Source organism: Hyalangium versicolor (genome assembly GCF_020103695.1).
Taxonomy (GTDB): Bacteria; Myxococcota; Myxococcia; order Myxococcales; family Myxococcaceae; genus Hyalangium; species Hyalangium versicolor.
The window spans coordinates 308,169-333,579 of record NZ_JAHXBF010000005.1 but is presented as its reverse complement, the minus strand read 5'-3'; the positions used below and the strand labels follow the sequence as shown (position 1 = coordinate 333,579).

At 67.4% G+C, this 25,411-nt stretch carries 25 protein-coding genes; 18 read left to right on the top strand and 7 right to left on the bottom strand.

Annotated elements, in window-relative coordinates; all coding sequences use genetic code 11:
* On the top strand, positions 1 to 2,412 hold the full coding sequence (locus KY501_RS12995) for a cyclic nucleotide-binding domain-containing protein (protein WP_224363222.1): 2,412 nt from the start codon (positions 1 to 3) through the stop codon (positions 2,410 to 2,412).
* Between the two features lie 13 nt (positions 2,413 to 2,425).
* On the opposite strand, the gene KY501_RS12990 is transcribed toward KY501_RS12995, so the two are convergent.
* Both KY501_RS12990 and KY501_RS12985 read right to left on the bottom strand, forming a co-directional pair.
* On the bottom strand, positions 2,426 to 3,250 hold the full coding sequence (locus tag KY501_RS12990; RefSeq protein ID WP_224363221.1) for a hypothetical protein: 825 nt from the start codon (positions 3,248 to 3,250) through the stop codon (positions 2,426 to 2,428).
* 66 nt (positions 3,251 to 3,316) lie between these two features.
* A complete protein-coding gene (locus tag KY501_RS12985; RefSeq protein WP_507236554.1) occupies positions 3,317 to 4,021 on the bottom strand; it encodes a cyclic di-GMP-binding domain-containing protein, MshE-related in 705 nt (234 codons plus the stop codon).
* 119 nt (positions 4,022 to 4,140) lie between these two features.
* Between KY501_RS12985 and KY501_RS12980 the strand changes: the two genes are divergently transcribed.
* Positions 4,141 to 4,977: a hypothetical protein gene (locus KY501_RS12980; RefSeq protein WP_224363219.1), complete on the top strand. Its 837-nt coding sequence runs from the start codon at positions 4,141 to 4,143 to the stop codon at positions 4,975 to 4,977.
* Positions 4,978 to 4,989: 12 nt separating this feature from the next.
* On the opposite strand, the gene KY501_RS12975 is transcribed toward KY501_RS12980, so the two are convergent.
* Positions 4,990 to 5,358 carry a carboxymuconolactone decarboxylase family protein gene (locus KY501_RS12975; RefSeq protein ID WP_224363218.1) on the bottom strand — a complete coding sequence of 123 codons (369 nt, stop codon included), beginning with the start codon at positions 5,356 to 5,358 and terminating at the stop codon, positions 4,990 to 4,992.
* Positions 5,359 to 5,610: a carboxymuconolactone decarboxylase family protein gene (locus KY501_RS12970; RefSeq protein ID WP_224363217.1), complete on the bottom strand. Its 252-nt coding sequence runs from the start codon at positions 5,608 to 5,610 to the stop codon at positions 5,359 to 5,361.
* Positions 5,611 to 6,065: 455 nt separating this feature from the next.
* Between KY501_RS12970 and KY501_RS12965 the strand changes: the two genes are divergently transcribed.
* Entirely contained in the window at positions 6,066 to 6,317 is a 252-nt protein-coding gene (locus tag KY501_RS12965) for a hypothetical protein (protein WP_224363216.1), read from the top strand.
* A 12-nt stretch (positions 6,318 to 6,329) separates the two neighbouring features.
* Here KY501_RS12965 and KY501_RS12960 read toward each other — a convergent pair whose 3' ends face one another.
* Positions 6,330 to 7,577 (bottom strand): ArsB/NhaD family transporter, encoded by a 1,248-nt coding sequence (locus KY501_RS12960; RefSeq protein ID WP_224363215.1) that lies wholly within the window; start codon positions 7,575 to 7,577, stop codon positions 6,330 to 6,332.
* A gap of 69 nt (positions 7,578 to 7,646) precedes the next feature.
* On the opposite strand from KY501_RS12960, the gene rtcA reads away from it, so the two are divergent.
* Positions 7,647 to 8,738 carry an RNA 3'-terminal phosphate cyclase gene (rtcA, locus tag KY501_RS12955; protein ID WP_224363214.1) on the top strand — a complete coding sequence of 364 codons (1,092 nt, stop codon included), beginning with the start codon at positions 7,647 to 7,649 and terminating at the stop codon, positions 8,736 to 8,738.
* Here rtcA and KY501_RS12950 read toward each other — a convergent pair.
* On the bottom strand, positions 8,735 to 9,076 hold the full coding sequence (locus KY501_RS12950; protein WP_224363213.1) for a hypothetical protein: 342 nt from the start codon (positions 9,074 to 9,076) through the stop codon (positions 8,735 to 8,737). The genes rtcA and KY501_RS12950 overlap by 4 nt on opposite strands.
* Positions 9,077 to 9,211: 135 nt before the next feature.
* On the opposite strand from KY501_RS12950, the gene sppA reads away from it, so the two are divergent.
* A complete protein-coding gene (gene sppA / locus KY501_RS12945; protein WP_224363212.1) occupies positions 9,212 to 10,978 on the top strand; it encodes a signal peptide peptidase SppA in 1,767 nt (588 codons plus the stop codon).
* A gap of 110 nt (positions 10,979 to 11,088) precedes the next feature.
* A complete protein-coding gene (locus tag KY501_RS12940; protein ID WP_224363211.1) occupies positions 11,089 to 12,249 on the top strand; it encodes an ATP-grasp domain-containing protein in 1,161 nt (386 codons plus the stop codon).
* A gap of 39 nt (positions 12,250 to 12,288) precedes the next feature.
* On the opposite strand, the gene KY501_RS12935 is transcribed toward KY501_RS12940, so the two are convergent.
* Positions 12,289 to 13,062: an alpha/beta hydrolase gene (locus KY501_RS12935; protein ID WP_224363210.1), complete on the bottom strand. Its 774-nt coding sequence runs from the start codon at positions 13,060 to 13,062 to the stop codon at positions 12,289 to 12,291.
* 118 nt (positions 13,063 to 13,180) lie between these two features.
* Here KY501_RS12935 and KY501_RS12930 point away from each other — a divergent pair, with 118 nt between their 5' ends.
* From KY501_RS12930 to KY501_RS12875, 12 genes are all read left to right on the top strand, one after another.
* Positions 13,181 to 13,798, top strand: a complete 618-nt coding sequence (locus KY501_RS12930) for a LysM peptidoglycan-binding domain-containing protein (RefSeq protein ID WP_224363209.1) — start codon at positions 13,181 to 13,183, stop codon at positions 13,796 to 13,798.
* Positions 13,799 to 13,903: 105 nt separating this feature from the next.
* On the top strand, positions 13,904 to 14,506 hold the full coding sequence (locus KY501_RS12925) for a hypothetical protein (protein WP_224363208.1): 603 nt from the start codon (positions 13,904 to 13,906) through the stop codon (positions 14,504 to 14,506).
* A gap of 162 nt (positions 14,507 to 14,668) precedes the next feature.
* Positions 14,669 to 15,757, top strand: a complete 1,089-nt coding sequence (gene apbC, locus KY501_RS12920; protein ID WP_224363207.1) for an iron-sulfur cluster carrier protein ApbC — start codon at positions 14,669 to 14,671, stop codon at positions 15,755 to 15,757.
* 24 nt (positions 15,758 to 15,781) lie between these two features.
* Positions 15,782 to 16,270 (top strand): hypothetical protein, encoded by a 489-nt coding sequence (locus KY501_RS12915; protein ID WP_224363206.1) that lies wholly within the window; start codon positions 15,782 to 15,784, stop codon positions 16,268 to 16,270.
* 44 nt (positions 16,271 to 16,314) lie between these two features.
* Positions 16,315 to 16,674: a hypothetical protein gene (locus KY501_RS12910; RefSeq protein WP_224363205.1), complete on the top strand. Its 360-nt coding sequence runs from the start codon at positions 16,315 to 16,317 to the stop codon at positions 16,672 to 16,674.
* Between the two features lie 61 nt (positions 16,675 to 16,735).
* Entirely contained in the window at positions 16,736 to 17,584 is an 849-nt protein-coding gene (locus KY501_RS12905) for a 3-hydroxyacyl-CoA dehydrogenase family protein (protein ID WP_224363204.1), read from the top strand.
* 268 nt (positions 17,585 to 17,852) lie between these two features.
* Entirely contained in the window at positions 17,853 to 18,524 is a 672-nt protein-coding gene (locus KY501_RS12900; RefSeq protein ID WP_224363203.1) for an energy transducer TonB, read from the top strand.
* Positions 18,525 to 18,543: 19 nt separating this feature from the next.
* On the top strand, positions 18,544 to 19,932 hold the full coding sequence (locus tag KY501_RS12895; RefSeq protein WP_224363202.1) for a PepSY-associated TM helix domain-containing protein: 1,389 nt from the start codon (positions 18,544 to 18,546) through the stop codon (positions 19,930 to 19,932).
* Positions 19,933 to 20,093: 161 nt separating this feature from the next.
* Positions 20,094 to 22,478, top strand: coding sequence for a TonB-dependent receptor (locus tag KY501_RS12890; protein WP_224363201.1), 2,385 nt, complete (start codon positions 20,094 to 20,096; stop codon positions 22,476 to 22,478).
* A gap of 2 nt (positions 22,479 to 22,480) precedes the next feature.
* The gene (locus KY501_RS12885) at positions 22,481 to 23,161 is read left to right on the top strand and encodes a Fe2+-dependent dioxygenase (protein ID WP_224363200.1); all 681 of its coding nucleotides are present in this window, start codon (positions 22,481 to 22,483) and stop codon (positions 23,159 to 23,161) included.
* A gap of 149 nt (positions 23,162 to 23,310) precedes the next feature.
* The gene (locus tag KY501_RS12880; RefSeq protein WP_224363398.1) at positions 23,311 to 24,087 is read left to right on the top strand and encodes an enoyl-CoA hydratase/isomerase family protein; all 777 of its coding nucleotides are present in this window, start codon (positions 23,311 to 23,313) and stop codon (positions 24,085 to 24,087) included.
* 179 nt (positions 24,088 to 24,266) lie between these two features.
* Positions 24,267 to 25,409: an acyl-CoA dehydrogenase gene (locus KY501_RS12875; protein ID WP_224363199.1), complete on the top strand. Its 1,143-nt coding sequence runs from the start codon at positions 24,267 to 24,269 to the stop codon at positions 25,407 to 25,409.
* Positions 25,410 to 25,411 lie beyond the last annotated feature (2 nt).

The following is a 25,411-nucleotide window of genomic DNA, read 5'->3' as shown; positions in this document are numbered from 1 at the left end:
ATGGAGTTGCGCAAGCTCAGGGACAAGGCCACCGAGGCCTTTGCCAAGGGCCGCTTCTCCAAAGCCGCAGAAATCTACGAGGAGTACTGCAAGGCGGAGCCGAAGGATTACCAGGCCCGCCTGCGCATGGGGGACGCGTGGGCCAAGGCCGGCCAGAAGGACCGCGCCATCTCGGCCTACCAGTTCGCCGCCACGGGCTTCGCTCGCGAGGGTTTCCTGCCGCGAGCCATCGCCGCCAGCAAGCTGATCCTCGAGCTGGATCCCGCCCACAAGGGCGTGCAGCAGATGCTGGCGGATCTGTATGCGCGCAAGAGCGCCGGAGACCAAGGGGGGCCTCAGCGTTCATCCACGCCCGCGCGCCGTGTGGAGCTTCCCAGCTTTACCGAGAACATGGGCGTCTCGATGGGGCCGTCCGCGGCACCGCTCGAGCTGCCCGAGGAGGATGAGCCCGCTGCTGCTCCCGCGCCCGTTCAGGCACGAGCGGTGCTTGTTCCGCCTCCTCCGGCTGCGGAGGCTGCGGAGCGGGGGAGCACCATCCCCGAGCACATGGAGATTCCGCTCCATGCGCCGCTGGAGATCCCGGAGTCTCCTCCCGAGAGACCCACCCAGATAGAAGAGGAGCCTCCCGACGAGGAACTCGCCGTCGTTCAGGGAGTAGCGGTCGCGCCCGCTTCCGAGCCGGAGAGTGCGGTTCCGGCTGCACCGGTCGAGGCTCAGGCTGCACCTCTGGCTCCCCAGGTGCCGTCGCCTGCTCCGGAGCCGGAAGTCCGCCAACCCGTCCATGTCTCGCCACCGGTTTCCACCGCTCCGGTACCTGGACCCTCCTTGCCGGATCCGGCGCCGTCTTCCGCCCCAGCGGCGTCCACACCTGTGGTGCCTGAGGTGTCGGCACCGCGTGCGCCCGAGCCAGCAGCCCCCGCAGCCAGTGCCACTCCGCCGGGACTTGCTCCTCGTGGCTCCGCGCCGCGCCCTCCTGCGGCTCCCTCCGTTGCACCGCTGGAGCCTCCGCGGCCCGCTCCCGTTTCCCGGCCCGCGGCAGTTGTGCCCACCCAGCAGGCTCCAGCTGCTTCGCAGGATGAGACCTCGCTCGAGGTGGATCTGGGGCGTGGGACGAAGAAACTCTCGTGGGCTGCGTTGAGCGAGCCGCTGTTCCCCGGGCCCACGGCCGTGAGCGAGCCCGCAACGCCCGCACCCTCGATACTGGCTCCCAGTGCGGCGGCTCCGACCGTGGCCGCACCCTCGGTACCCCTTGCAGGTGCAGTGGCTGCGATCGCCGCTGCCCCCTCGGGCTCAGCACCTCCGGGGCTTCGGCCGCGCCGGGCGTCCGAGCCGGGCATGCCGGACATGTCTGTGACGCCCGCTCCGGGACGCTCGGCGGTGGCAGCGCCTGGCGCGCCGCCCGCTTCGGTGTCGGAATTCACGGAGCTGGTTTCGGAAGCGGACACGCTGCTGCAGGCCGTGGAAGAGGCGGCGATCTCCGGCGTGAAGCAGCGCGCCGCACAGTCACCCGAGGCTGCTCGCCGGGAGGAGGAGAGCATCCTCAGCCTCACGGACGAGGCGGTGGCGGATGCACCCGCGGCAGGCACGCTGCCGAGCATCCCGCTCTTCTCGGATCTGCCCCAAGACGCCTTCATCGAGCTCTTCGAGCGATGCCCGCTGCGCCGCTTCTCGCAGGGCGAGCGCGTCTTCGAGCAGGGCAGCCACAGCAACTCCTTCTACGTCATCTGCGAAGGCAGCGTCCGTGTCTTCCGGCAGGAGGGCACTCAGCGCAAGGAGCTCGCGACGCTGGGAATCGGTGCCTTCTTCGGTGAGATGGCCCTGCTGTCCGGTGCTCCGCGCATGGCCTCGGTGGAGAGCGCGACGGAGGACACGCAGCTCCTGGAGATCTCGGCTCCGGTGCTAGCAGAGCTGTCGCGGCAGCATCCGCAAGTGGCGCGGGCGCTCAAGAAGTTCTGCCGCGAGCGCATGCTCTCCAACGTCATGAGCACCTCGGCGCTCTTCGAGCCGTTCGGACGCAAGGATCGGCGCGCGCTGGTGGAGAAGTTCCGGGCCCGCGAGGTGAAGCGCAACGAGATCATCGTCCGTGAGGGTGATCGGACGGACGGGCTCTACGTGGTGCTCTCGGGCGAGGTGGAGGCCCGCAAGGGCGATCAGGTGCTCTCTCGCATGAAGGAAGGAGAGCTCTTCGGGGAGATCTCCCTGCTCTCGAAGACGCCGGCCACGGCGACGGTGATGGCCACCCGGCGCACGTCCCTGCTGCGGTTGCCGCGCGAGGACTTCGACGCGCTCATCCTCACGCACCCACAAATCCTCGTGCTCGTCTCGGAGCTCTCCGAGCAACGGCTGCGCCGGACCGAAGCGCTCACGGGCAGCCAGGTCATCGAGCTGACCGCGGACGAGCTGCTCGTCTAGCGGGCCGTCTCCTTTATTGCTCCTCATCGGAGAAGAGAGGTTGGGCCTTTCTCGAGAGAAGCACCGTGACGATCGCGAGGCCCCCAGCGGCCACGAGCGAGCTCCAGCCAGTGCCTCCCGTGCTCTCGGCGAGCCCTATGATGAGCCCCATCGTCGACAGCGAGGTCAAGACAATCACCCCAACTGGGCGCACGGATGAGAAACGTCCCACTCCCCTCGCGAGGAAGAAAACCAGGAGGCTCCACAGCATGTAACCCGCATATCGATCCACCGCGGGCGGCGGAGGCGGAGGTAGAGAAAAACCCACCAGGCAATCAAAACCGCCGCTTGGAGAGCCCACCACCAACCAGCCAAGCATCTCCGCGAGGAGTCCCGCCATGGTGTGACTGGAGCGCGAATCCACGCCCGAGGCGAGGAGGCTCACATGAACGAGGAGGGTGGCGAACAGCGTCAGTCCGATCGGCACCGTGGGGACTGACAGCCGTGTGGGGCGGAGCTTCTGTTGGTGCAATGCCTCCAACTGCTCCGGCGTCACGTGCAGGGCATGAGGGAAGCCCAGGCCCATCAGGGTTCGCGCGGCCACGTGCGTGGAGATCTGTCCGGTGTCGTCCTGCAGTCCCTCCAAGCAGCCTTCGTTCAGCAGTCGGTTCAGCAGGGACGCGCTTGCATCGGACCCCAGCTCGGAGGGAAGTCTCTGGATGCGTTCGTTGAGAGCCGCGACCAGGCCACGGCGGAGCAGCAGTGCGCCTCCTCGCGCCTCGACAATCAGCCGCGAGAGGTGCTCCCACATTTCCGTGTCCCCCGTTCCCATCGGCGACGAGGTGAGGGTCTGTCCCATGCGGGCATCCTCCGATGCTGGAAGCATAGAGACTCCGTCTCGCCATCCACAATGGAGGGTTTCCCCCTAGCTCCTGGGAGCACCCCTCAGCACGGCGAAGTATTCCTCGCGAGAGACGGCGCCTCGGGTGTCCAGCACCTCGATGAGTGCACTCAGGGAGCGGGCCTGGTTGGCGACCATCTGCTGCAGATCGGCCACCTGCTGGGTGAGCGCCTCGATGCGCTGTTGCAGGTCGGCCTCTCGCGCGGACGTCATCCGCTGAGGAGGCGGCGGCGCGAGATCGTAGACGGGCTCCCGGATGCCGAAGTTCTCCATTCCGGCAGTGTGGTTGCTGATGCCACCGTAGTAGTGCTTGCGGATGGCCCGCTCGATGGCGGACGCGCTGCTGACCACGACCTGGATCTTCTGATCGGTGTGGAAGGTCAGCTCCTGGAGAGCATCCACATTGGAGGGATCCGCGCTGGCCAGGGTGAGCGTCTTGTGGGTGGTGTCCGCGGCGATGGGGAAGACGGTGTAGCGCTCGGCCAGATCCACGCGGAAGAGCTTGAGCACGTGCTCGGGCGGAGTCAGCGAATCCAGCTCCACGGCGGGGATGTGCAGTTGGCGTGAGAGGGCGTGGACCATGGAGCTCTCATCCACGAAGCCCATCTGCACCAGCGTGTGGCCCAGCTTGCCGCCCCACTTGCGCTGTTCGGCCAGGGCCGAGCGCAGCTGGGTCTCGGTGAGGAGGCCGGCGTCCATGAGGATCTCGCCGAGCCGCTTCTTGCGCATGGGGGGAGGGGGCGAGGAGGGAGGGCTCACAGCCCCAGGGTACCAGCAGCGGTCGAACGGATCACATCCCCAGCCGACGAGAGTGGGCCGGGTGGCGTGCCTTGAGGTATGTGTGCGGTATGGCGCGATGCAAGTTCCTAGTCCTGCTGGCGTTTCTTTCGGGGTGTGCCACGACACGGCTGGCCGGCGCGGAGCTGGACCGCGTGACGCAGCCGGCGTTCATCTCGCGGATCGAGGATGGAGCGGGGCCCAAGGCCCTGGTGTTCCGAGAGGATGATGCGTACGGAGAGAAGCTGAAGAAGCTCGAGCCGAAGGAGGCGGATCGCCGGCTGCAGGCGAAGCTGAGCAAGGCGGTGACGCGCTTCGAGATCTCCGAGCGCCTGCGCGTCAACACGATCAACCAGTTGCCGCGCGAGCGGCCGTGGACGAACGTCGTGGATCCGGCAAGGGTTGCCTCGGCGCTGGAGAGCTTCCTGGTGGAGGAGGTGCCTGCGAACGCACCGGATTACGATCTGCTGGTGCCGCTGGGAGTGGATGTGGTGGTGGAGTTCGTGATCCAGGACTACGGCATGCGCAGTGAGAAGGGGCATGCGGGTGCATACCTGAAGGGCTATGGGCGCATGTTCCGGCTGGACAACCGGAGCGAGCTGTGGCGCCGCCCGTTTTCGGCGGACCAGATCGAGATCGGGGCGCCGCACCTGGACCCGTTTCGGGTGGGCAAGGATCCGGATCTGTTCCGGCAGGGGATCACCTCGCTGCTGGACGGGGTGGCGGAGCAGTTCGCGAAGGATCTGACGCCCAAGGATCGCCGGGGTGGAGCGCCGCTGCCGGAGGGAGCGGAGATGACGGCGCCGGACAGCACGAACCGCACGGGGCGGGAGAACCAGCAACCTCCACCCCCGCAGAAGCCGGATCCGGAGCTGCCTGCGGGCGAGTTGCCGGATCCGGATCCCTGAGCGGAGTGATGCTCAGCCTGTCTTCTCCGGCGTGTGGCCTGGGTCGGCATAGCCGCTCTGGGCCAGCCTGACGCCGGTGAAGGCATAGAGCTCGGCCGAGTGGTGGCCCACACCGTTGGCATCGATCCAGCGGTTGTAGAAGTTGAAGAGCGCACAGACGTTGATGGCGTCGTAGATGGCCTCGTCGGACCAGCCGACGGCCTTCAATGCGTCCACGTCCTCCTGGCGGATCTTCGCGCTAGCCAGGTTGACCTTGTCGATGAAGGAGAAGAGGGCCTTTTCAGCCTCGGAGATGGGGGCGGTGAGGTGATTCTCCAGGACAGCCTGGACCTTCTTGTCGTCATTCAGCAGTTTCGCCGCGACCGCGGCGTGAGAGTGCATTCAAAACAAACAGTGATTGCCGCGAGAGGTGAACGCGGCAATCAGTTCGCGCATGCCAGAGGGCAGGGGTGAGGGGCCGCGCATGATCCCCTCGGAGAGGGCGGACAGCGCAGTGGTGACCTTGGGCTTGAATGCGAACAGGTGCCAGATGCGAGGGAAGGGCTTACCTGCCTCGCGGCACCTCTGGATCATCGACGCATAGTGGCCGACGCCTTGGTGAGCCTCGACGTCCTTGAGAAACATCGGGTCCATGAATGATGACCTCCCGGTGGACTTGCTGAGCGGCAGCGTACACGCAAGGAGGCGCGTCGGGGATGGGGGGGCCGACACCACGGGTGGGACTGGTTGTTACGGGAGAAAGAGGCTCCCAGATGAGACGGAGAGTCTCCGCCGCTGGATGGGCAGCACGCTTCGAGTACAGGGTGGACGACTTGTCGACTGAGAGCGAACAGAGGATTCGTTCTCGTCCTGGCCCACCCCTGGTGCCGCTGGGGTTGCTGGTGCTTCGCTTTGCGGGATCTGAACAGCTTGCCCAGAGACTTCCTGACTGGGGTGAGTTGTTCGCTCGGGTGCACGCGTCTCCCAATGGACCGCAGGCGCTGTATCGAGTTGTCCGTTACCTGCACCAACTCGGGGACGAGCAGGCCCATGAGGCCGTAAGGCGTGTGCTACATTCCATCATGAAGTCAGAACGGGCGGAGGCGCTGATGCGAACGATGGAGCAGATCCTCAAGGAGCGTGGTCGGCAGGTGGGCTTGGCGGAAGGGGAGGCCAGGGGGGAAGCCAAGGGCCTGGCCAAGGCCGTGCTCCGCCTGCTTGCCGCCAGGGGCCTGCCCGTGGACGACGCATCCCGCCAGCGCATCCAGAGCTGCATGGACGTGGCCACACTGGAGCGCTGGCTCGAGCGAGCCGTCAGCGCCACCCACCTCTCAGAAGTTCTGGACGGCCCGACCCAATAGAGCCACAGACCGTCAGAACAGGGCGTGCTCGGCCAGCAGCACCGCGAGCCCCACGATGAAGCTCAGCAGCGTCACCGGCACGCCGATCTTCAAGTAGTCCATGAAGGACATCTTCACCTTGCCGCGCGCAGCCTCGAAGACGATGAGGTTGGCCACGCTTCCAATCAACGTGAGGTTCCCGGCCAGAGTGGAGCACAGCGCCAGCACGTGCCAGCCCAGCTCCGGGTTCTGCAGCCCCGGCACCCACGTGCGCGCCAGCATCACGAACGGCACGTTGCTGAAGAGGTTCGAGGCCACCAGCGTCAGCGCCGCGAACCCCAACGTCTCCCGCCACGGCGGCCCCGCCATCAGCGGCTCGAAGAGCGCTCGGATCTCCATCGCCCAGCCGTGCTTGTTCACCCCGTACACCACGACGAACAGGCTGGCGAAGAACACCAGCAGCACGAAGTCCACCCGCTCCATGATGGACCGAGGCTCGCGCCGGGCCAGCGCCATCACCACCGCCGATCCCGCCAGCGCGCTCCAGCTCATCGGGAAGCCGAGGAAGAAGGCCACCACCACCGCCACCAGCACGGCCATCGTCAGCACCAGCAGGGGCCGGTCGATCGGCGGCGGCGGTGGCTGGGGTTCGAAGCGCTTCGTGGGCAGATCGTGGCGGAACAGGTACAGCAGCATCATGATGACGATCGCCGTGGACAGAACCGCTGGCAGGGCCATGTACGCAGCGAAGCTCGAGTAGGACAGCTTCGAGGCCCCCTGGATGAGCATGTTCTGCGGGTTGCCCGTGAAGGTCGCCACCGAGCCGCTGTTGGACCCCATACACACCGCCAGCAGGTACGGCGCGGGCGGCAGGCGCGCATCCTCCACCACGGCCAGCACCAGTGGCGTCAACATCAGGCACACCGTGTCGTTCACCAGGAAGGCGGACAGCAGTGCGCTGATGCCCGTCACCGCCGCCAGCAGCAGCCGAGGCGTGTGCGCCAACCGCACCGTGTACGCCCCCGCCGTCCGGAAGAAGGCGGCCTGCGCCAGGTACGCCGCCAGCAACATCATCCCCAGCAAGAGGATGATCGTGTCCAGATCCACCGCGTGGCGGGACGGATCTTCACTGTGGTTGAAGACCTCGGCGGGAGTCACCACGCCGAGCACCACCATGAGCACCGCGCCCAGCAGCGCGCCGCCCGGGCGGTCCAGTTTGAGGAAGGGCAGACGCGCCCCGGCGATGAAGACGTACGTCAGCAGGAAGATGGCTAGGGCCACGAAGCGCGGACAGTATCCCAGCCGCTTCTGCTACGCTGCATCTCTCACGCATCGCCGCACAGGGACATCATGACCGGCACCAGCCGGCCCGAAGAGGGGCCGGTGCAGCTCGATGGCAGCGAAGGCGAGGGGGGAGGGCAGATCCTCCGCTCGGCGCTCTCCCTGTCGCTCATCACCGGACGGCCATTCCACATCACCCGCCTGCGCGAACGGCGGGATCCTCCCGGTTTGCGCCCCCAACACCTGGCGTGTGTGCGCGGCGCCGAGGCCCTCAGCTCCAGCACCAGCGAGGGGGCCACCGTAGGGGCCACGGAGCTCACCTTCACCCCCGGTCCCGTACGCCCAGGGGACTATCTGCTCGAGGTGGGCACCGCTGGCAGCACCCCGCTGCTCTTCCAGTGCCTCTTCTTCCCCCTGGCGCTCGCCGGAGGCGGGCAGCTCACCCTGCGCGGAGGCACGCACCTGCCGCACAGCCCCAGCTACCACTACCTCGTGAACGTCTGGCTGCCGGTGATGCATGCCTACGGGCTGCACGCCTCGCTGAGCCTGACCCACGCGGGCTTCTATCCAGAGGGCGGCGGTGAGTTCCAGGCGGAGATCGCCTCTCCGGCCGAGCCTCCGCGGCTGGTGGATCTCCCAGCGCGCGGTACGCTCCACGACATCACCGTCAGCTCCTTCGTGGGGGGGCTGCCCTTCTCGATCGCCGATCGCCAGTCCCGCGCCGCCGAGGCAGCGCTTCGCGAGCGAGGGCTCTACTGCAGCACTCAGAACCGGGCCCTGCCCGTCACCGGTTCGGCAGGGACGGTCACCTTCATCCTGGCGCAGTTCGAGAACACCTTCGCCGGCTTCACCGCCCTGGGCGAGCGGGGACGGCCCGCGGAGGAGGTGGGGCGCGAGGCCGCCGAAGCCGTGGCTCGCTTCATGGAGTCCGCAGGAGCCATCGACGAGCACCTCGGGGATCAGCTCCTGCTCCCGGCGGCGCTGCTGGCCTCAGGCCGGTTGGGCCCGGCCGCTCCGGGGACCACACGCTTCACGGCGGCCCGCGTGACGGAGCACCTGACGACGCATGCCCGCGTCCTCGAGCGCTTCCTGCCCGTGAAGGTCGCCGTGGAACCGGGCGGCGCGGTGGAGGTCCGCCCGGCCGAGACGCCATCCGCCTAGGACTCGTCCTCGGCGCGCTGGCCTCCCGAGACACCGAAGGTGTTCGCGTCGGCGATGTCCTTCGTCGTGTTGCGGTACGCACGGAGCGCGAACGGCGCGGCGACGAGGAACACCAGCCCGGCCAGGCCGATGGCGGCCCAGGGCACCGGCGTCTCCTTGATCTGGATGTCCTTGCCGTAGGCGTTCATGTTGCCCCCGAGCTGCTGGGCTTTGAGGGCGGACCTCTCCTCCTCGGTCATCTCGGGAGGTGGTTGGAAGTCCTGCACGGGGCGGCCGGCCAGAACGGCACCGCCGGAGAGCAGGGCGGACAGGAGGACGAGTCGCGAGAGCGTACGCATGGCCCCGGATGCTACCACGGGTAGGGCCCTGGAGAGCCACTCTGAGGCTGGGAAGGCGGCTCCCGGGGCCGCCGGAGCGGGCAGGGAAGCCTCCGGGGACTCCATCGCCATGCGCACACCCCGGTGGAACAAGGCTTGCGTCCGTCGCGTCCGTCCATTACGCGCCGAGTCGACTCCTTCCCTCGGGCCCTCATGGTGCGCCTCGTCTTCGTCGCTCTCGCCAACCTGCTGCTGGGGGTACGGACCCTGTTGGGGCTGCCGTTCCGCTTGCTGGCCGCTCGGCACCGTCCCCCCTTCGTCCGCTTCCGGCTCTCCGGTGATCTGCCCTACCGCGAACAGCGCCAGCGCCGGTTCTGGCCGGGCGGCTCGCGCCCCGAGCCCGCCACCGTCTCCTCTCTGGAGTCCTTCCAGGAGGCGCTCGGGTTGCTGGCGAAGGACCCGAAGGTGAAGGGCATCCTCTTGGAACTCGAGGGGCTCGAGGTCGCCTCCGCGAAGAAGGACGCGCTGGTGAAGCTGCTCACGGACTTCCGGGCCGCGGGCAAGCGGGTGGTGGGCTGGGCCGTGAGCGTGGACAACCTGGGCTACCAGGTGCTGTGCGCCGCGGACGAGGTGCTGTTGGCACCGGCAGGCAGGCTCGAGTTGGTGGGCTATGCCGCCGAGGCGACGGCGCTGGGCGAGGGGCTCTCTCGCGTGGGCATCCAGGCCCACTTCGTCCGCCGAGGTGACTACAAGACGGCCCCGGAGCTGTTCACCCACGCCCATGTCTCGGACATCCAGCGCCAGACGCTGGAGGCCTTCCTCGATGAGCGCTACGCCGATCTCGTGGAGACAGTGGCCCGAGGCCGCAAGCGCACGCCCGAGGAGGTCCGGGCGATCATCGACAGCGGCCCCTACAGTGCCCAGCGCGCGGTGACGGCAGGGTTGGTGGACGCCGTCTGCAGCGAGGCGGAGCTCCCGGCTCGCCTGGACGAACGTCGGAGGGACGAGAAGGATCCAGACGATGCCGAGGAGCCACTCGAGCCGATGGCTACCTGGTTGGCAACACAGCCGTTCCCTCCGGTGAAGTGGCGGCCGGCGAAGCGGCGGCCGAAGCTGGGGCTGGTGACGATCTCGGGGATGATCGTCCCGGGCAAGGGGTCCGGTGGCATCGGCATGAAGACGGCCGGTGCGGAGTCAGTGGTGAAGGCGCTGCGCACGGCAGGGCGGGACAAGCGAGCCAAGGCGGTGGTGCTCTACATCAACAGCCCGGGGGGCTCGGCGCTGGCCTCGGAGCTGATCCTGGAGGCGGTGCAGCGCGTGGCCCGCAAGAAGCCGGTGATCGCCTACGTGGATCAGGTCTGCGCCAGTGGCGGGTACATGGCGGCGCTGGGAGCCAAGGCGATCTGGACGGCACCGCACGCGATCATCGGCTCCATCGGCGTCTTCGCCGGCAAGTTCGAGGGCTCCGGGCTGATGGAGCGCCTGGGCGTGCGGCGGACGATCATCGCCCGCGGGGAGAACGCCGGCATCTTCTCCACATCCCGAGGCTTCACGCCTCACGAGCGCGCCTCGCTGGAGGCGGAGGTGGAGGAGACCTATCAGGCCTTCCTCGCCCACGTGGCGAAGGCGCGAGGCCGGACCAAGGAGGAGATCCACGAGCGAGCCGAGGGACGCGTGTACTCGGGCACCCGAGCGCTCGCCGCGGGCCTGGTGGATCGCTCGTCGAGCTTCGAGGAGGCCTGCCGCCATGCCATGGATCTGGCCCAGGTCCCGCCCGGCAAGTTCGATCTGGCCCTCTACAGCTCGGGGGAGCGCCGCTTCACGCTGCTCCAAGTCCTGCTGAGCATGTCGAGCACTCGCCTGTATGCGCTCTGCCCCACTTCCTGGTCCATGGCCGGATTCACGACCCGGCAGGATGGGTGAGGGCTCCGAGGCGAGGCGGCCGGGCGTCTGGTCGACGCGCTGCGCAAAACAGATACGCTCCGTAACGAGAACTTCGCTATCCTGCAAGGCAGGAGGGTGCTAGCGGAACCATGAACGTCGTCTTCATCTCGCCCCACTTTCCCCATCACTTCATCCACTTCGTCACCGCCCTGCGTGAGCGCGGTGTCAACGTTCTGGGGATCGGCGACGCTCCGTATGACGCCCTACGTCACGAGCTGAAGAACGCGCTGACCGAGTACTTCTTCGTCCCGCATCTCGATGACAAAGAGGCCATGCTCCGCGCCGTCGGCTACTTCACCTGGCGCAATGGCCGCATCGACCGGATCGACTCGCTGAACGAGAGCTGGCTGGAGGTCGAGGCGCAGCTGCGAGAGGACTTCCACGTGCCCGGCCTGCGGCCCGCGGATCTGCGCTCGCTCCGCTCCAAGCTGGGCATGCATGATCTCTTCAAGCAGGCAGGCATTGCCCACCCGGACGCCATCGCCGCCACGGACGCCGCCACGGTGAAGGCCTTTGGCCAGCGCGTGGGCTACCCTCTGGTCCTCAAGCCCGACGTGGGCGTCGGCGCCGCCCATACCTTCACCGTCAAGAGCGACGCGGAGGTGGATGCCGCCTTCTCACAGCCTCTGCCCAACTATGCGGCGCAGAAGTACGTGAAGGGCACCATCGTCACCTATGACGGCATGGTGGACCGCCAGGGCAAGGTCATCTGCGCCTTCAGCCACGAGTACAGCAACGGCATCATGGAGTCCGTGCTCGAGCAGCGCGAGCTCGTCATCTGGAGCCTGCGCGATCTGCCTCCCGCGCTCGATGAGCTGGGCCGCCGCACCGTGGAGGCGCTCGGCCTGCGCGAGCGCTGGTTCCACCTGGAGTTCTTCCGCCTCGAGGACGGCTCCTACGCGGCGCTCGAGGCCAACCTGCGTCCGCCCGGCAGCGTGCTGCCGGACATGATGAACTACGCGTGCGACATCGACGTGTACCGGCTCTGGGCGCGCATGCTCACGGGCGAGCAGGTGGACAACTTCCAGTACACGCGCAAGTACTACGTCTGTCACACCTCGCGCCGCTCCGGACGCGCGTACAAACATCCCCACTCGCAGGTGGTGTCGCGCCTGGGCTCGGCGCTGCTCGAGCACCGGGAACTGCCCGCCGTCTTCCACAGCGCGCTGGGCAACGAGATCTACCTGAGCCGCCACCAGGACCTCGACGCCATGCGCGAGGCGATCTCCTTCATCCAGGCGCCCGCCTGAGCCACGGGGGCGCCCGGGTGCCGCCAGGCCCCGAGGCGCTCAGCTCAGCAGCCAGCTCAAGGCGGTGGGCAGGCGCCGCTGCCAGTCGAGCTCGTGGTGGTGGCCCTCGGGTTCGAGGAAGAGGGCCAGCTCGTGGTCGGCGTACCCCAGCGTCTTGAGGTGGAAGTAGAAGTCCCGCGTGGCATCGCCATAGAGCATCGGCCAGCCCACGGGATCCACGTTCTCGTAGGTGCCCGCATCCAGGTAGATGCGCGTCCAGCGATGGGTATGGGACGTCCACTGGTGGAACAGGCGCCCGTAGCTCCACATCACCGACGGGGACATGCCGCCGATGCGGCCGAACAGGTGTGGGTGCGTCCACCCGAGGTACAGCGACATCAACCCGCCCAGCGACGAGCCCATGACGCCCGTCCACTCCGGCTCCGGGCGCGTGCGCAGGTTGCTGTCCACCCACGGCTTGAGCGTCTCGACGAAGAACCTCACATAGGGCTCGCCGCGAGCCTGCACGTTGCTCCGAGGCTCATCCCAGGGGGAGTACTCGGAGAGCCGGTTCGGGGAGGAGTCGATGGCGACCACCACCCACGGCTCCACCTGCCCCTCGTGGATCATCGAGTCCAGCACCCGATTCGCACACCAGGTGTCATAGATGGCGGACTCTGGGTGCGCGAAGACGTTCTGCCCGTCGTGCATATAGAGGACGGGGTAGCGCCGGTCCGAGGAGGGCTCGTACCCGTCCGGCATGTAGATGCGCAGGGCTCGGGTCGTTCCTTCCTGCGGGGAGTAGAAGTCTCGAAGGATGTGGATCGTGCTCATGGGGGGATCGACACACGCAGGATAGGGTGTACGCGCAATTCTGAGAAGGTAGGCGCAACTCTCGCCAGGTAAGTGCGATAATCGGTACAAAAGCTCTCCGCAGAACGAGGACCTACTCATGGGCAGCTACCGCATCCAGTCCGGCGACACCCTCAGCAAGATCGCGCAGCGCAACCACACCAGCGTGGATGCGCTGATGAAGGCGAACCCCTCGATCAAGGACGCCAACAAGATCTTCGCGGGCAAGACGCTGAACATCCCGGGGAGCAAGGACGAGTTCGTTGACGGGCCCGGCGGCAAGACGGGCGGACAGTCGACGGGCGGCACGCAGGGCACCCAGGGGACGCAGGGCACCCAGGCGGCGGGCCCGGTTCCCGAGGGCCAGGTGGGCGACTGGATCAAGCAGGCGCTGAGCGAGCTGCAGAAGGCCGGCGTGGACACCAGCAAGATCAACCCGCAGGACATCGCGACGATCATCCAGCACGAGTCCAGCGGCAACCCGAACGCCCAGAACAACTGGGACTCCAACGCGGCCAAGGGCACGCCGTCGATCGGTCTGATGCAGACCATCCAGCCGACCTTCGACTCGTACAAGCTGCCGGGCCACGACAACATCCGCAACCCGGTGGACAACATCATCGCGGGCGTGCGCTACGCGATCGCGCGCTACGGCTCGGTGTCCAACGTGCCGGGCATCAAGGCGGTCCACTCGGGCGGGGCGTACGTCGGCTACTAAGAGGAACGAGAAGTCCCTGTTCGCGCCTCGCGCGGATCGTCGCCCAGCCAGCGGGCGGCGGTCCACCGCGGGGCGCGTTCGTTTTTTGCTACGCTGCCGCGCGTCATGAAGCCCGCTCTCCGACCGCTCCTGATCCTGGCCCTGACCGCTGGCTGCGCCACGCCGAAGGGGCCTTCGTCCATCGCGGAGTCCTATGCGAAGGCGCTGGAGGAGAACAATCTCTCGAGAGCCTATGCCCTCACCACCGGGCTGCCCGAGGGAGAGTCCGGTTTCCGGGAGCGCTATGGAGACGCCTCGGTCCGCCGGGAGCGCGCCGCCTCCGTGCGCACCAGTGCCGACGAGCTCGAAGCCCACGGCCCGAACCTCATCATGGAGCGCCGGCAGGACACCTGGCGCATCGTCGAGACCCGTCCCTCCGACGACGCCAAGGCCGCCCTTACGCGCTTCCTGAATGCCGTGGAGGCCCGGGACTGGGAGAAGGCCTGGAGCCTCCTGAGCGGACCGCTGCGCGCCCGCTACACACCGGATCGCTTCCGGGAGGACTTCCAGCGCGAGCCCCTGGCCAAGGAGCGCATGCGCCGTGCCCGCCTCGCGCTCCGAGGCAACGTGAAGATGACCGGCAGCGAAGCCACCTTCCCCCTGGGGGCCGATCGCGCCGTGCGGCTGGTGCTGGAAGAGGGCGAGTACCGCGTGGCCGCCATCGAGTGAGCCTCGGCCTTCTCGGTGCCATGCAGGCGAGCAGAGGCTCGAAGCGTGCGGTGAGGGGTGGGGCCCGTTAAACGTCGTTGACAGCCCTGGGGGCGGCTGGCCATCCTCCGCGCCCTTCAGGGCTCGCAACTGCCCGATTTCCTAAAGGTTTCAGGTGTACTGATGAGCGTTTCCGAGCGCGACATCCTCGCGGCGATGTCGAAGGTGATGGATCCCGAGCTGCATGTGGATCTGGTGAAGGCGGGGATGGTGAAGGACGTGCGCCTCACCGGCGACACGGTGAAGCTGAAGATCGAGCTGACGACGCCCGCCTGTCCCCTCAAGGGCAAGATCCAGGCGGACGCCGAGGCCGCGCTCAAGGCCGTGCCCGGACTGAAGTCCTTCGAGATCGAGTGGGGCGCCCAGGTTCGCGCCACCGGCGGTGCGGCTCCGGGCCAGGGCCAGGCCCTGCTGCCAGGCGTGAAGAACATCGTCCTCGTAGGTGCCGGTAAGGGCGGCGTGGGCAAGAGCACCGTCGCGGTGAACCTGGCCGTGGCCCTGTCGAAGCACGGCGCCAAGGTGGGCCTGCTGGACGCGGACTTCTACGGCCCGTCCATCCCGCTGATGACGGGCATCACCGAGCGCCCGGTCAGCCCGGACGGCAAGACGCTCACCCCCATGAGCAAGTACGGCCTGAAGGTCATGTCGATCGGCTTCCTGGTGGAGGCGGATCAGGCGCTCATCTGGCGCGGGCCCATGCTCCATGGCGCGCTCATGCAGTTGGTGCGGGACGTGAACTGGGGCGAGCTGGACTACCTCATCCTGGACCTGCCGCCGGGAACCGGCGATGTGGCGCTCTCCCTGTCCCAGAGCGTGCGGGCGGCCGGGGCGGTGCTCGTCACCACGCCGCAGGACGTGGCGCTGGCGGACGTGGTCCGCGCCAAGCAGATGTTCGACAAGGTCCACATCCCCGTGCTCGGCATCGTCGAGAACATGAGCCAGTTCGTCTGCCCGCACTGCTCCAAGACAACCCACATCTTCAACCACGGGGGAGGGCGCAAGGCCGCGGAGATGTTCAACATCGCCTTCCTGGGTGAGGTTCCTCTGGACCTGAAGGTCCGTGAGTCGGGAGACTCAGGGGTGCCGGTCGTGGCGGGCGCGCCGGACAGCCCGGAATCCCAGGCCTTCATGGAGGTTGCTCGCAACGTCGCTGGCCGGGTTTCCGCGGAGAGCGCGCGGGCGGTCCGGCTGCCGGTGATGCAAGCGCGCTGAGCCCCGCAGTCCCCGAGGTCCCTCATGGCTGGTGACAGCGAAGACTATCCGCAGGATCCGCTGGACGACGATCAGCTGCCGAACGGTGGCCGCGAGGGCCGCCCCGGCTTCATGCCGGGCTTCGTTCGCAAGGTGGCGGTGGCCGGGTTGGGCGCCATCTTCATGACGGAGGAGGGCATCCGAAACCTCGCCGGACAGCTCAAGCTGCCCAAGGAGGTGCTCGGCTTCATCATCTCCCAGGCGGAGAAGACGAAGGACGAGGTAGGCCACGTCCTGACCGAGGAACTCCGCCGCTTCCTCCAGTCCGAGAAGCTCCGCGAGGAGTTCATCAAGCTCATGTCCGGGATGACGCTGGACGTGAGGGCGCAAATCCGCCTCGTGCCCGCCGACGAGGCCAAGGACGAGAAGAAGGAGGAGCCCAAGTCCAAGTCCTCGGCCAGCGGCTCCGCATCGCCTCGAGTGGTCGTCTCCGAGCTGAACGCGCGCCAGGGCAAGCGGCACAAGAAGGAGTGACATTGGAGGCGGAAGCGCGACCCGGCTGGCGGAACCACCCGCTGATGAAGCGCCTGCCCCTGCTGGTGCTGGCGGCGTTGGGCATCTGGCTGTGGCAGGTGACGAGCACTCCCGAGCGTGAGCTCGTGTGGCAGCTCGACGGCTCGGGATGGAGCACCGTTCGCGCCATGGACTTCCAGGTGACGGGCGAGGACGGGAAGATCATCAAGCGCGAGGAGCGCTTCTTCACCGCCGCGCCGCCCCACGAGGTGACTCTCAAGGTCGATCTGCCCGAGGGCTCCTACCGCGCGCTCATCTTCGTGAAGGAGGAAGGGCACCCCACGCGTCCCCCGTTGGTCGAGCCGCTGACGATCGGTCAGGAGCAGTACGTCCTGCGGACGCTGCGGCTGCCCGCGAGCCGTTGACCCCTCCGAGGGCGAGGGCTATAGCGCCCGCACTTCACTCTTGGCTGGAGCAGGAGACGCCATGGCAACGGAGCACATCATCGTCGTCGGGGCAGGGCAGATGGGCGCGGGCATCGCGCAGGTGTCGCTGGTGGCAGGGCTGCGCGTCACGCTGGTGGACGTCTCCAAGGAGGGACTCGCCAAGGGCGCGGACCGCATCCGGGCGGGCCTGGCCAAGCTGGTGGAGAAGGGCAAGCTGGATGACGCGAAGCGCAAGGCCGCCGAGGCGAACCTGGCCACCGCCACCAGCCCCGCCGAAGTCAAAGACGTGGACTTCGCCGTCGAGGCCGTCACGGAGAACGAGGACCTCAAGCGCCGCATCTTCCAGGACCTGGACGCGGTGGTGAAGCCGGGCGGCGTGCTGGCGACGAACACCTCCTCCATCCCCATCACCCGGATCGCGGCCTCCACGAAGCGCCCCGAGGCGGTGATCGGGATGCACTTCATGAACCCCGTGCCGGTGATGCAACTGGTGGAGCTGATCCGCGGCGCGGCCACCTCGGACGAGACGTACCAGAAGACCCGCGCGCTGGCCGAGAAGATGGGCAAGACGACGGTGGTGTCCAAGGACATGCCGGGCTTCATCGTCAACCGCATCCTCATCCCCATGCTGAACGAGGCGTGCTTCGCGCTGATGGAGGGCCTGGGCACTGCCGAGGACATCGACACGGCGATGAAGCTGGGAACCAATCAGCCCATGGGCCCGCTGCAACTGGCGGACTTCATCGGCCTGGACACCTGCCTCTACATCGCCGAGGTGCTCCACAAGGGACTCGGCGATTCCAAGTACCGCCCGTGCCCGCTGCTCCGCCAGTACGTGGACGCCGGCTGGTACGGCAAGAAGAGCGGTCGCGGCTTCTACAAGTATTAAAAAACTTAAATACATTGGATTCTCATGGATTGACGACCCTACCCATGAGGACATACCTTCTGCGGCCGTGAAATTGAGAACGATTCTCAATATCGACGTCATCGAAATGAATCGAGGCGTTGTTTCTCCGCCCGAGGAAGTCCGGTCTCCCGTGCGGGTCTTCCGCATGGGTGAGGCCCTCTCTGGGCAAGGGGAGTGGGAGCGGTGGGGATGGGCTCTCCTCATCGCCGCGTTCGTTCACGTGGCGGCGATCGCGGCTGGAATCGCCATGCCTCGCGTTGTCCCGAAGCCGCCATCTCCGCCCCAGGAGCCAGAGGTGGTGTTTCTCGCCGCCATGGCTCCTCGGGCCCAGGCGGCGAGTGTCGCGCCCGCTCCTGTGACGAAGCCTCAGCGCGTGCCGCCCCAGGTGCGCGCGCGGGCGGCGCGTCCGCTCGTGCCGCCTCGCGTGCCGGAACCTGTCGCCGAGAAGCCTCCTGAGCCTCCCACTCCTGTGCAGGAGACGCCCGAGGAGGCCCCCACTCCGGAAGCAGCTCCCGAGGAGGAGGTTTCGGGCTCCGAGGCAGTGACGGGCGTCGTCGCCGGGTTGGTGAACTCCGCGGTGACGACTCCGGGCGGCTCGGGGCTGGGAGTCGTCTCGGGAGGAGACGCCGTCGACCTGAAGCAGGTGTCGCGCGCTCCGGGCGTGCTCAAGCAGATCCAGCCCCCATACCCCCGAGAGGCCAAATCCCGCCGCATCGAAGGCCTGGTCCTCGTGCGGATCATCATCGGGATCGACGGGCGCGTCGAACCCGAGCACACCCGCGTCATCCGCTCCATTCCGGAGCTCGATGCAGCGGCCGTGTCCGCCGTCAGCCAGTGGCGCTTCTCCCCAGCGCTCGGGCGCCAGGGCCGGCCGGTACGCGTGATCGTCGACATCCCCTTTCAGTTCTCCCTGAAGTGAAGCACCGCAGGAAGCGGCCATGAAAAGCACCTTTCGGAACATCCTCTTCTGGATTCATCTGGCCGCGGGCATCGTTGCTGGAATCATCATTGGCATCATGTCCATCACCGGGGTGCTGCTCGCCTTCGAATCGCAGCTCGTCGAGTGGGCGGACCGGGATGCGCGGCACGTGCAGGTGCCCGCGCCGGAGGCGACCCGGCTCCCCGTGGATGAGTTGCTGGCTCGCGTCCGTGCGGCCCGACCCGAGACTCCTCCCTCGGGGATCACGATGTACTCAGAGCCGACCTCGGCCGTGCTGGTGAGCACCGGCCGCGCCAGCGGCGTCTACGTGAACCCCTACACGGGTGAGATCCACGAGATGGGCGCCCGGGGCCTGCGCGCCTTCCTCCACAAGGTGGAGGAGTGGCACCGGTGGCTCGGTACCAGTGAGGAGAACCGCGGAGTGGGCCGCGCTGTTACCGGCGTCTGCAATGCCGCCTTCCTGTTCCTGGCCATCTCCGGCCTGTACCTGTGGTGGCCTCGCAAGTGGACCTGGCGCACAGTGCGCCCGGTTCTCTGGTTCAAGGGTGGGCTGCGCGGCAAGGCGCGGGATTTCAACTGGCACAACTCGATCGGCTTCTGGGCCCTGCCCGTGATCATCGTCCTGACGGTTTCGGGCATGGTCATGTCCTACAAGTGGGCTTCGGATCTCATCTTCAAGCTCACGGGAAGCGAGCCTCCGGCGCAGCAGGGGCCGTTCGCACAGCCGTCGGTCAAGGTCCCCGAGCCGACGCCGGGGGCCAGTCCGCTCGGCTACGACACGCTCTTCGCTGAGGCGCGAAAGCAGGCGTCCGCCTGGGAGACGATCACGCTTCGTTTCGGAGGCGGCCCTCGTGGCAATGCTCCTCGCGGGGCCCAGGGCGGTGGCGCTCCTGGTGGCGCTCCTGGCAACGGTGAGGCACGGGGCGAGGGGGCGGGACGCGGCGAGGGGCGTGGCGAGGGGCGCGGAGGCGGTCAGGGCGGTGAGTCTCGCGGTGGCCAGGGTGGAGGCGAGGGACGTGGCGGCGGCCGACAGGCGATCAACTTCTCGATCAAGGAGGAGGACTCGTGGCCTCTGTTCGCCTCCGCTACGGTCTCGCTGGACCCCTTCACGGGCCAGGTGTTGAAACGAGAGACATTCGCCGATTACAGCAGCGGCCGGCAGATCCGGACCTGGCTGCGCTTCCTGCACACCGGTGAAGCATTCGGGTGGGTGGGCCAGCTCATCGCCGGGCTGGCGTCGCTCGGCGGAGTCTTCCTGATGTACACCGGCTTCGCTCTGTCCTGGAGGCGGTTCTTCCGCCGAGGGACCCGCGTGGCTCCGTCCGCGGGAAGTTCGTCTTCTGCCCCTGCCAGCGCGTCGGTCTCCGAGTCAGAGACCACAGCCTGAGTCTGAGACAGGGCTCGTGCCGAACCGCACGAGTCTTGCGAGCCAGCTCGAAATTCAGTCTCCGCACCAATATCAATATTAGTAATCATTATCAGAATAGCATGGAGATACCGGGGCCTTCCACGGAGCAGGGCGCTGGTACCACAGAGGGAGGGAAGTACATGTCGTCGTCGAAGACCGTCGGGGCGGGCGTTCGCTCCATGAAGGGACACTCGGGAGGACTGCGCGGTTCGCTGCGTCCTTGGGGGCCGGCTGCGGTGGGCCTCGCATCAGCCCTGGCCGCCAGTGGTGCGGTCGCCCAAGAGACTCCCGCTCGCACGGACACCCCGGCGGCCCAGGTCTCCGAGGAGCCTCGTCCCGCGCCTGCGCCGCAACCGCTCGCGACCCCGGAGCAGCCCGCGACTGCTGCTCCCCAGGAAGGGCCGTCCCCGGCTCCGGCGGCGGCCTCCAGTGAAGCAGCCACCGAGAAGACGCCGGAGGGCACCGAGGGCCAGTTCGTTCTTCCCACGGTCCAGGTGCAGGAGGAGGCGGAGCCCTACCGCGCCGAGGAGAGCTCGATCACGCGCCTGCCGACGCCGCTCGTGGACACGCCGCAGACCGTCACCGTGGTGCCCGAGAAGGTCATCGAGGAGCAGAAGGCGACGACGGTCCGCGAGGCCCTGCGCAACGTGTCGGGTATCACGGTCAGCGCGGGAGAGGGTGGCCGGCAGGGAGACACCTTCATCCTGCGCGGCTTCTCGGCGCAGACCGACGTGAGCCGTGATGGCGTGCGCGATCTGGGCTGGTACACGCGCGACACCTTCAACCTCGGCGGCGTCGAGGTCTTCTTCGGGCCCTCCTCGGTGGTGTTCGGCCGAGGCTCGACGGGAGGCGCGATCAACCTGGCCACGAAGAAGCCGGTGCGGCAGTCCTTCCAGGAAGTGTACGTCACGGGAGGCACGGCGCCCTCGGGCCGCGTGGGGATCGACGTCAACGAGGCGGTCTCCGACCGCTTCCAGGTCCGCATCAACGCGGCGGGGCAATTGGCCGACGTGGCGGGACGCAACCACGTGGAGGCCAACCGCGCCGGTGTGTCGCCCTCGCTCCGCTACAAGCTGGGCGAGAACACCACGATCGACGCCGACTACCTCTACCAGCACGAGGACAGCGTCCCGGACTACGGCGAGCCCTACTTCAACGGTTACCCGGTCTCGAACACCCTCGACGTGGCGCGTGACACCTTCTACGGAGTGGACGGCTCGGACACCGAGCGGGTGAACGCGAACATCGTGACCGGCCGGATCCAGCACAACTTCGGCGGCGGCTTCCTGCTGACGGACACGCTGCGCTACGGGCGGGTGGACCGGTTCGCCCGGCCCACGGCGCCGCGTGGGCTCACTCCGGCCGCTGCTCCCACGACCATCGGACGGCAGCGCTTCGAGACGGGGACGGACAACTCGTACCTGGTCGACCAGTTGGATCTCCGCGGGGTGTTCGACACGGGAATCCTGAAGCACACAGCGAACATCGGGCTCGAGCTGTCGCGCGAGACGCGCGATCAGACGCGCTACAACCTGGAGGCTACGGGCCTGCCCACGGGCACGAACCTGCCCGCGGACCTGCGCGATCCGGATCCCGAGCCGGATCTCTCCGTCGTCGCCCGGAACTTCTCCACGTCCAACACGAGCATCCAGCGGACGGTGGCGTTCTACGCATCGGAGCAGCTCGGCATCACCCAATACGTCGAGCTCGTCGGCTCCATCCGCTACGACATCTTCGGCACGGACTACTCCTCGACGAACGCCGCGGGGGTGGTCTCCCCGCTGAAGAGCCGTGACAAGTTCGCCAACTGGCGCACGGGCATCGTCCTCCACCCGGTGGAGAAGACGAGCGCCTACGCCATGTACGGCACCTCGGCGAACCCCTCGGCGGAGGCCGGAACGCTCTCATCCGGGCTCGAGAGCTTGGAGCCGGAGCGCAACAACATCCTCGAGTTCGGCGCCAAGGCGGACCTGCTGGAGGATCGGCTGGGCCTGAGCGGGGCGCTCTTCCGCATCACCAAGACGAACGGGCGCGTGCCGAACACGGACCCCGAGGGCCCCCCGCAGATCCTGGAGGGCAAGCAGCGCTCGGAGGGCTTCAACGTCGGCATAGCAGGGACGATCACGGAGAACTGGCGGCTGTTCGCGAACTACACGCACATCCACTCGGCGATCCTCGAGCACACCAACGACTATCTCGAGGGCCAGCCGCTGCCGAACACGCCGAAGAACAGCCTGTCGCTGTGGACGACGTACCGCGTGATCGAGAACCTCACGCTGGGCGGCGGCGCCGTGTACCAGAGCGTGACAACGGTCAACAACCCCACGTCGGCGACGCAGGCGTTCACCAAGGTGCCGAATTTCTGGCGCTTCGATGCCTTCGCGGGCTACCAGTGGGGGAAGGCGGAGCTCCAGCTGAACCTCAACAACCTCACCGACAAGCTCTACTACGCACAGTACTACTCCGGGCACGCCGTGCCGGCCGAGGGGCGGACGGTGAGCATCGCAGGCAAGTACCGGTTCTAACCATGATGCTTCACATCCCCCAGGTTCTCACCGCCGAGCAGGCTGGCCGCTGCCGGCAGATCCTCACCCAGGCGGATTGGGAAGACGGCCGCAGCACGGCCGGCCACCAGTCGGCGCAGGTGAAGAAGAACCTGCAGCTCCCGGAGAACAGCCCGGCGGCACGAGAGCTGGGGGATGTGGTGCTGGCGGCACTCGAGCGGAGCCCGCTGTTCATCTCCTCCGTGCTGCCGCAGCGGGTCTTTCCTCCGCTCTTCAATCGGTACGAAGGAGGAATGACCTTCGGGTCGCACGTGGACAACGCCATCCGCCCGATCACCGGGACCCCCCTGCGCATCCGCACCGATGTCTCGGCGACGCTCTTCCTGTCCGAGCCCGAGAGCTACGACGGCGGCGAGCTGGTGGTGGAGGACACCTATGGCAGCCACTCGGTGAAGCTGCCGGCAGGAGATCTCATCATCTATCCTGCCTCGAGCCTGCACCATGTGACGCCGGTGACACGAGGAGTGCGGCTGGCGTCCTTCTTCTGGGTGCAGAGCATGATTCGGGACGTGAGCCACCGGGCGCTGCTCTTCGATCTCGATACGGCGATCATGCAGCTGAACCAGGAGGTGCCCAAGAGCCCCTCGCTGGTCATGCTGACGGGCGTCTACCACAACCTGCTGAGGCAGTGGGCCGAGCCCTGAGCCGCGAACTCAGCGCCTCCACGTTCGCTGCAAGGCGCTGGAGACCCAGGCTCCTGAGATCGCCCTTGGAGCCCACTTGGGGAGTGGTATGAACGCGCGGACGGAAGCACCCGTCCGTGCCCTCAAACCCCCGAGGATCTCACATGGCCATGGCCTACCAGAACATCCGGCTGGAGACTCAGGGCGTCATCACGACGCTCACGATCGATCGGCCCAAGGCGCTCAACGCCCTCAACAGCCAGACGCTCCAGGAGATCGAATCCGCCCTCCGCTCCCTGGATGAGAGCACCCGCGTGCTCATCGTCACCGGAGGAGGGGAGAAGGCCTTCGTCGCGGGCGCGGACATCTCCGAGATGTCCACCATCACCGCGGGGCAGGCCCGTGAGTTCGCCGCGCTCGGGCACCGCGCCTTCGCGCTGCTGGAGTCCCTGCCCATCCCGACCATTGCGGCCGTCAACGGCTTCGCCCTGGGCGGCGGCTGCGAGCTGGCCCTGGCCTGCGATCTCATCTACGCCTCGGAGAAGGCGAAGCTGGGGCTCCCCGAAGTGTCCCTCGGCGTCATCCCCGGCTTCGGCGGCACGCAGCGCCTCACCCGCCTTGTGGGGAAGATGCGCGCCAAGGAGCTCATCTTCAGCGGCTCCCACGTGACGGCCGCCCAGGCCAAGGAGTACGGCCTGGTGCTGGACGTGCTGCCTGCCGACAAGCTGCTGGAGCACTGCCGCACCGTGGCTGAGAAGATCCTCAAGAACGGCCCGCTCGCCATCTCCCAGGCCAAGCGCGTCATCGAGTTCGGCGCGGACCAGGACCTGCGCGCCGCCAACGAGCTGGAGCGCCAGGGCTTCGCGGCCCTCTTCGGCTCGGACGACCAGCGCGAGGGCATGAAGGCGTTCCTCGAGAAGCGCCCCGCTGGCTTCACGGGCAAGTGAGCGCCTGACAGTTCCACGCGGAGTGTTCCCTGGGGCACGCCTCCCGCCCCAGGGCCCTTCCGACCGGTCGGTCTCTAATAGGCGCGGCAACCCGGGCTCAGGTGTCTCCGACTGACGGTCGGTGTTCCCCCGAGGCCCGCCGCATACTATGGAGACGGGCCACCTTCCCCAGGAGTGCCATGAACTTCGAGCTGACCGACATCCAGCGCGACATCCAGCGGGTATGTCGTGAGTTCGCCGCGAAAGAGCTCATCCCCAACGCCCGCAAGTGGGACGAGACCCACGCGTGGCCCACCGAGGCGGTGAAGCAGCTCGCGGAGCTCTCGCTGCTGGCCGTGGCCGTCCCCGAGCAGTACGGCGGCGCCGGTCTGGACAACGTCTGCTACGCGCTCGCCATGGAGGAGATCAGCCGCGGCTGCGCCTCCACCGGCGTCATCATGAGCGTGAACAACTCGCTCTACTGCGATCCGGTGATGAAGTTCGGCACCGAGGCGCAGAAGCAGGAGTTCCTGGTGCCCTTCGCCCGCGGCGAGAAGCTGGGCTGCTTCGGCCTCACCGAGCCCGAGGCCGGCAGCGACGCGGCGGCGCAGAAGACGGTGGCCGTGCGCCGAGGTGACGAGTTCGTCATCAACGGCTCGAAGAACTGGATCACCAACGGCCCCAAGGCGGACGCCATCGTCCTGTTCACGATGACGAACAAAGAGGCGGGCAACAAGGGCATCACCGCCTTCCTGGTTCCCACCAACACGCCGGGCTTCATCCGCGCTGAGCCGGACAAGAAGATGGGCATCAGCGCGGCCTGGTCCTGCTCCATGTTCTTCGAGGACATGCGCGTGCCGGCGAAGAACATCCTGGGCAAGGAGGGCGAGGGCTTCAAGGTCGCCATGAGCACGCTGGACGGAGGGCGCATCGGCATCGCGTCTCAGGCGCTGGGCATCGCCCGGGCGGCCTTCGAGGAAGCAGTGCGCTACTCGGGCGAGCGCAAGACGTTCGGCAAGCCGATCCGCGATCACCAGGCCATCCAGTTCATGCTGGCGGACATGGCCACCGAGATCGACGCGGCCCGGCTGCTGGTGCACCAGGCGGCGCTGCTCAAGGACAAGGGCGTGCGGCACTCGGCGGAGAGCGCGATGGCGAAGCTGTACGCCAGCGAGATGGCCAGCCGCGTGGCGAACAAGGCCCTGCAGGTCCACGGCGGCATGGGTTACAGCAAGGAGATGGACGCCGAGCGCCACGTGCGCGACGCGCGCATCACCGAGATCTACGAGGGGACGAGCGAGATCCAGCGCATCGTCATCTCGGCCAACGTCCTCAAGGAGTAGGT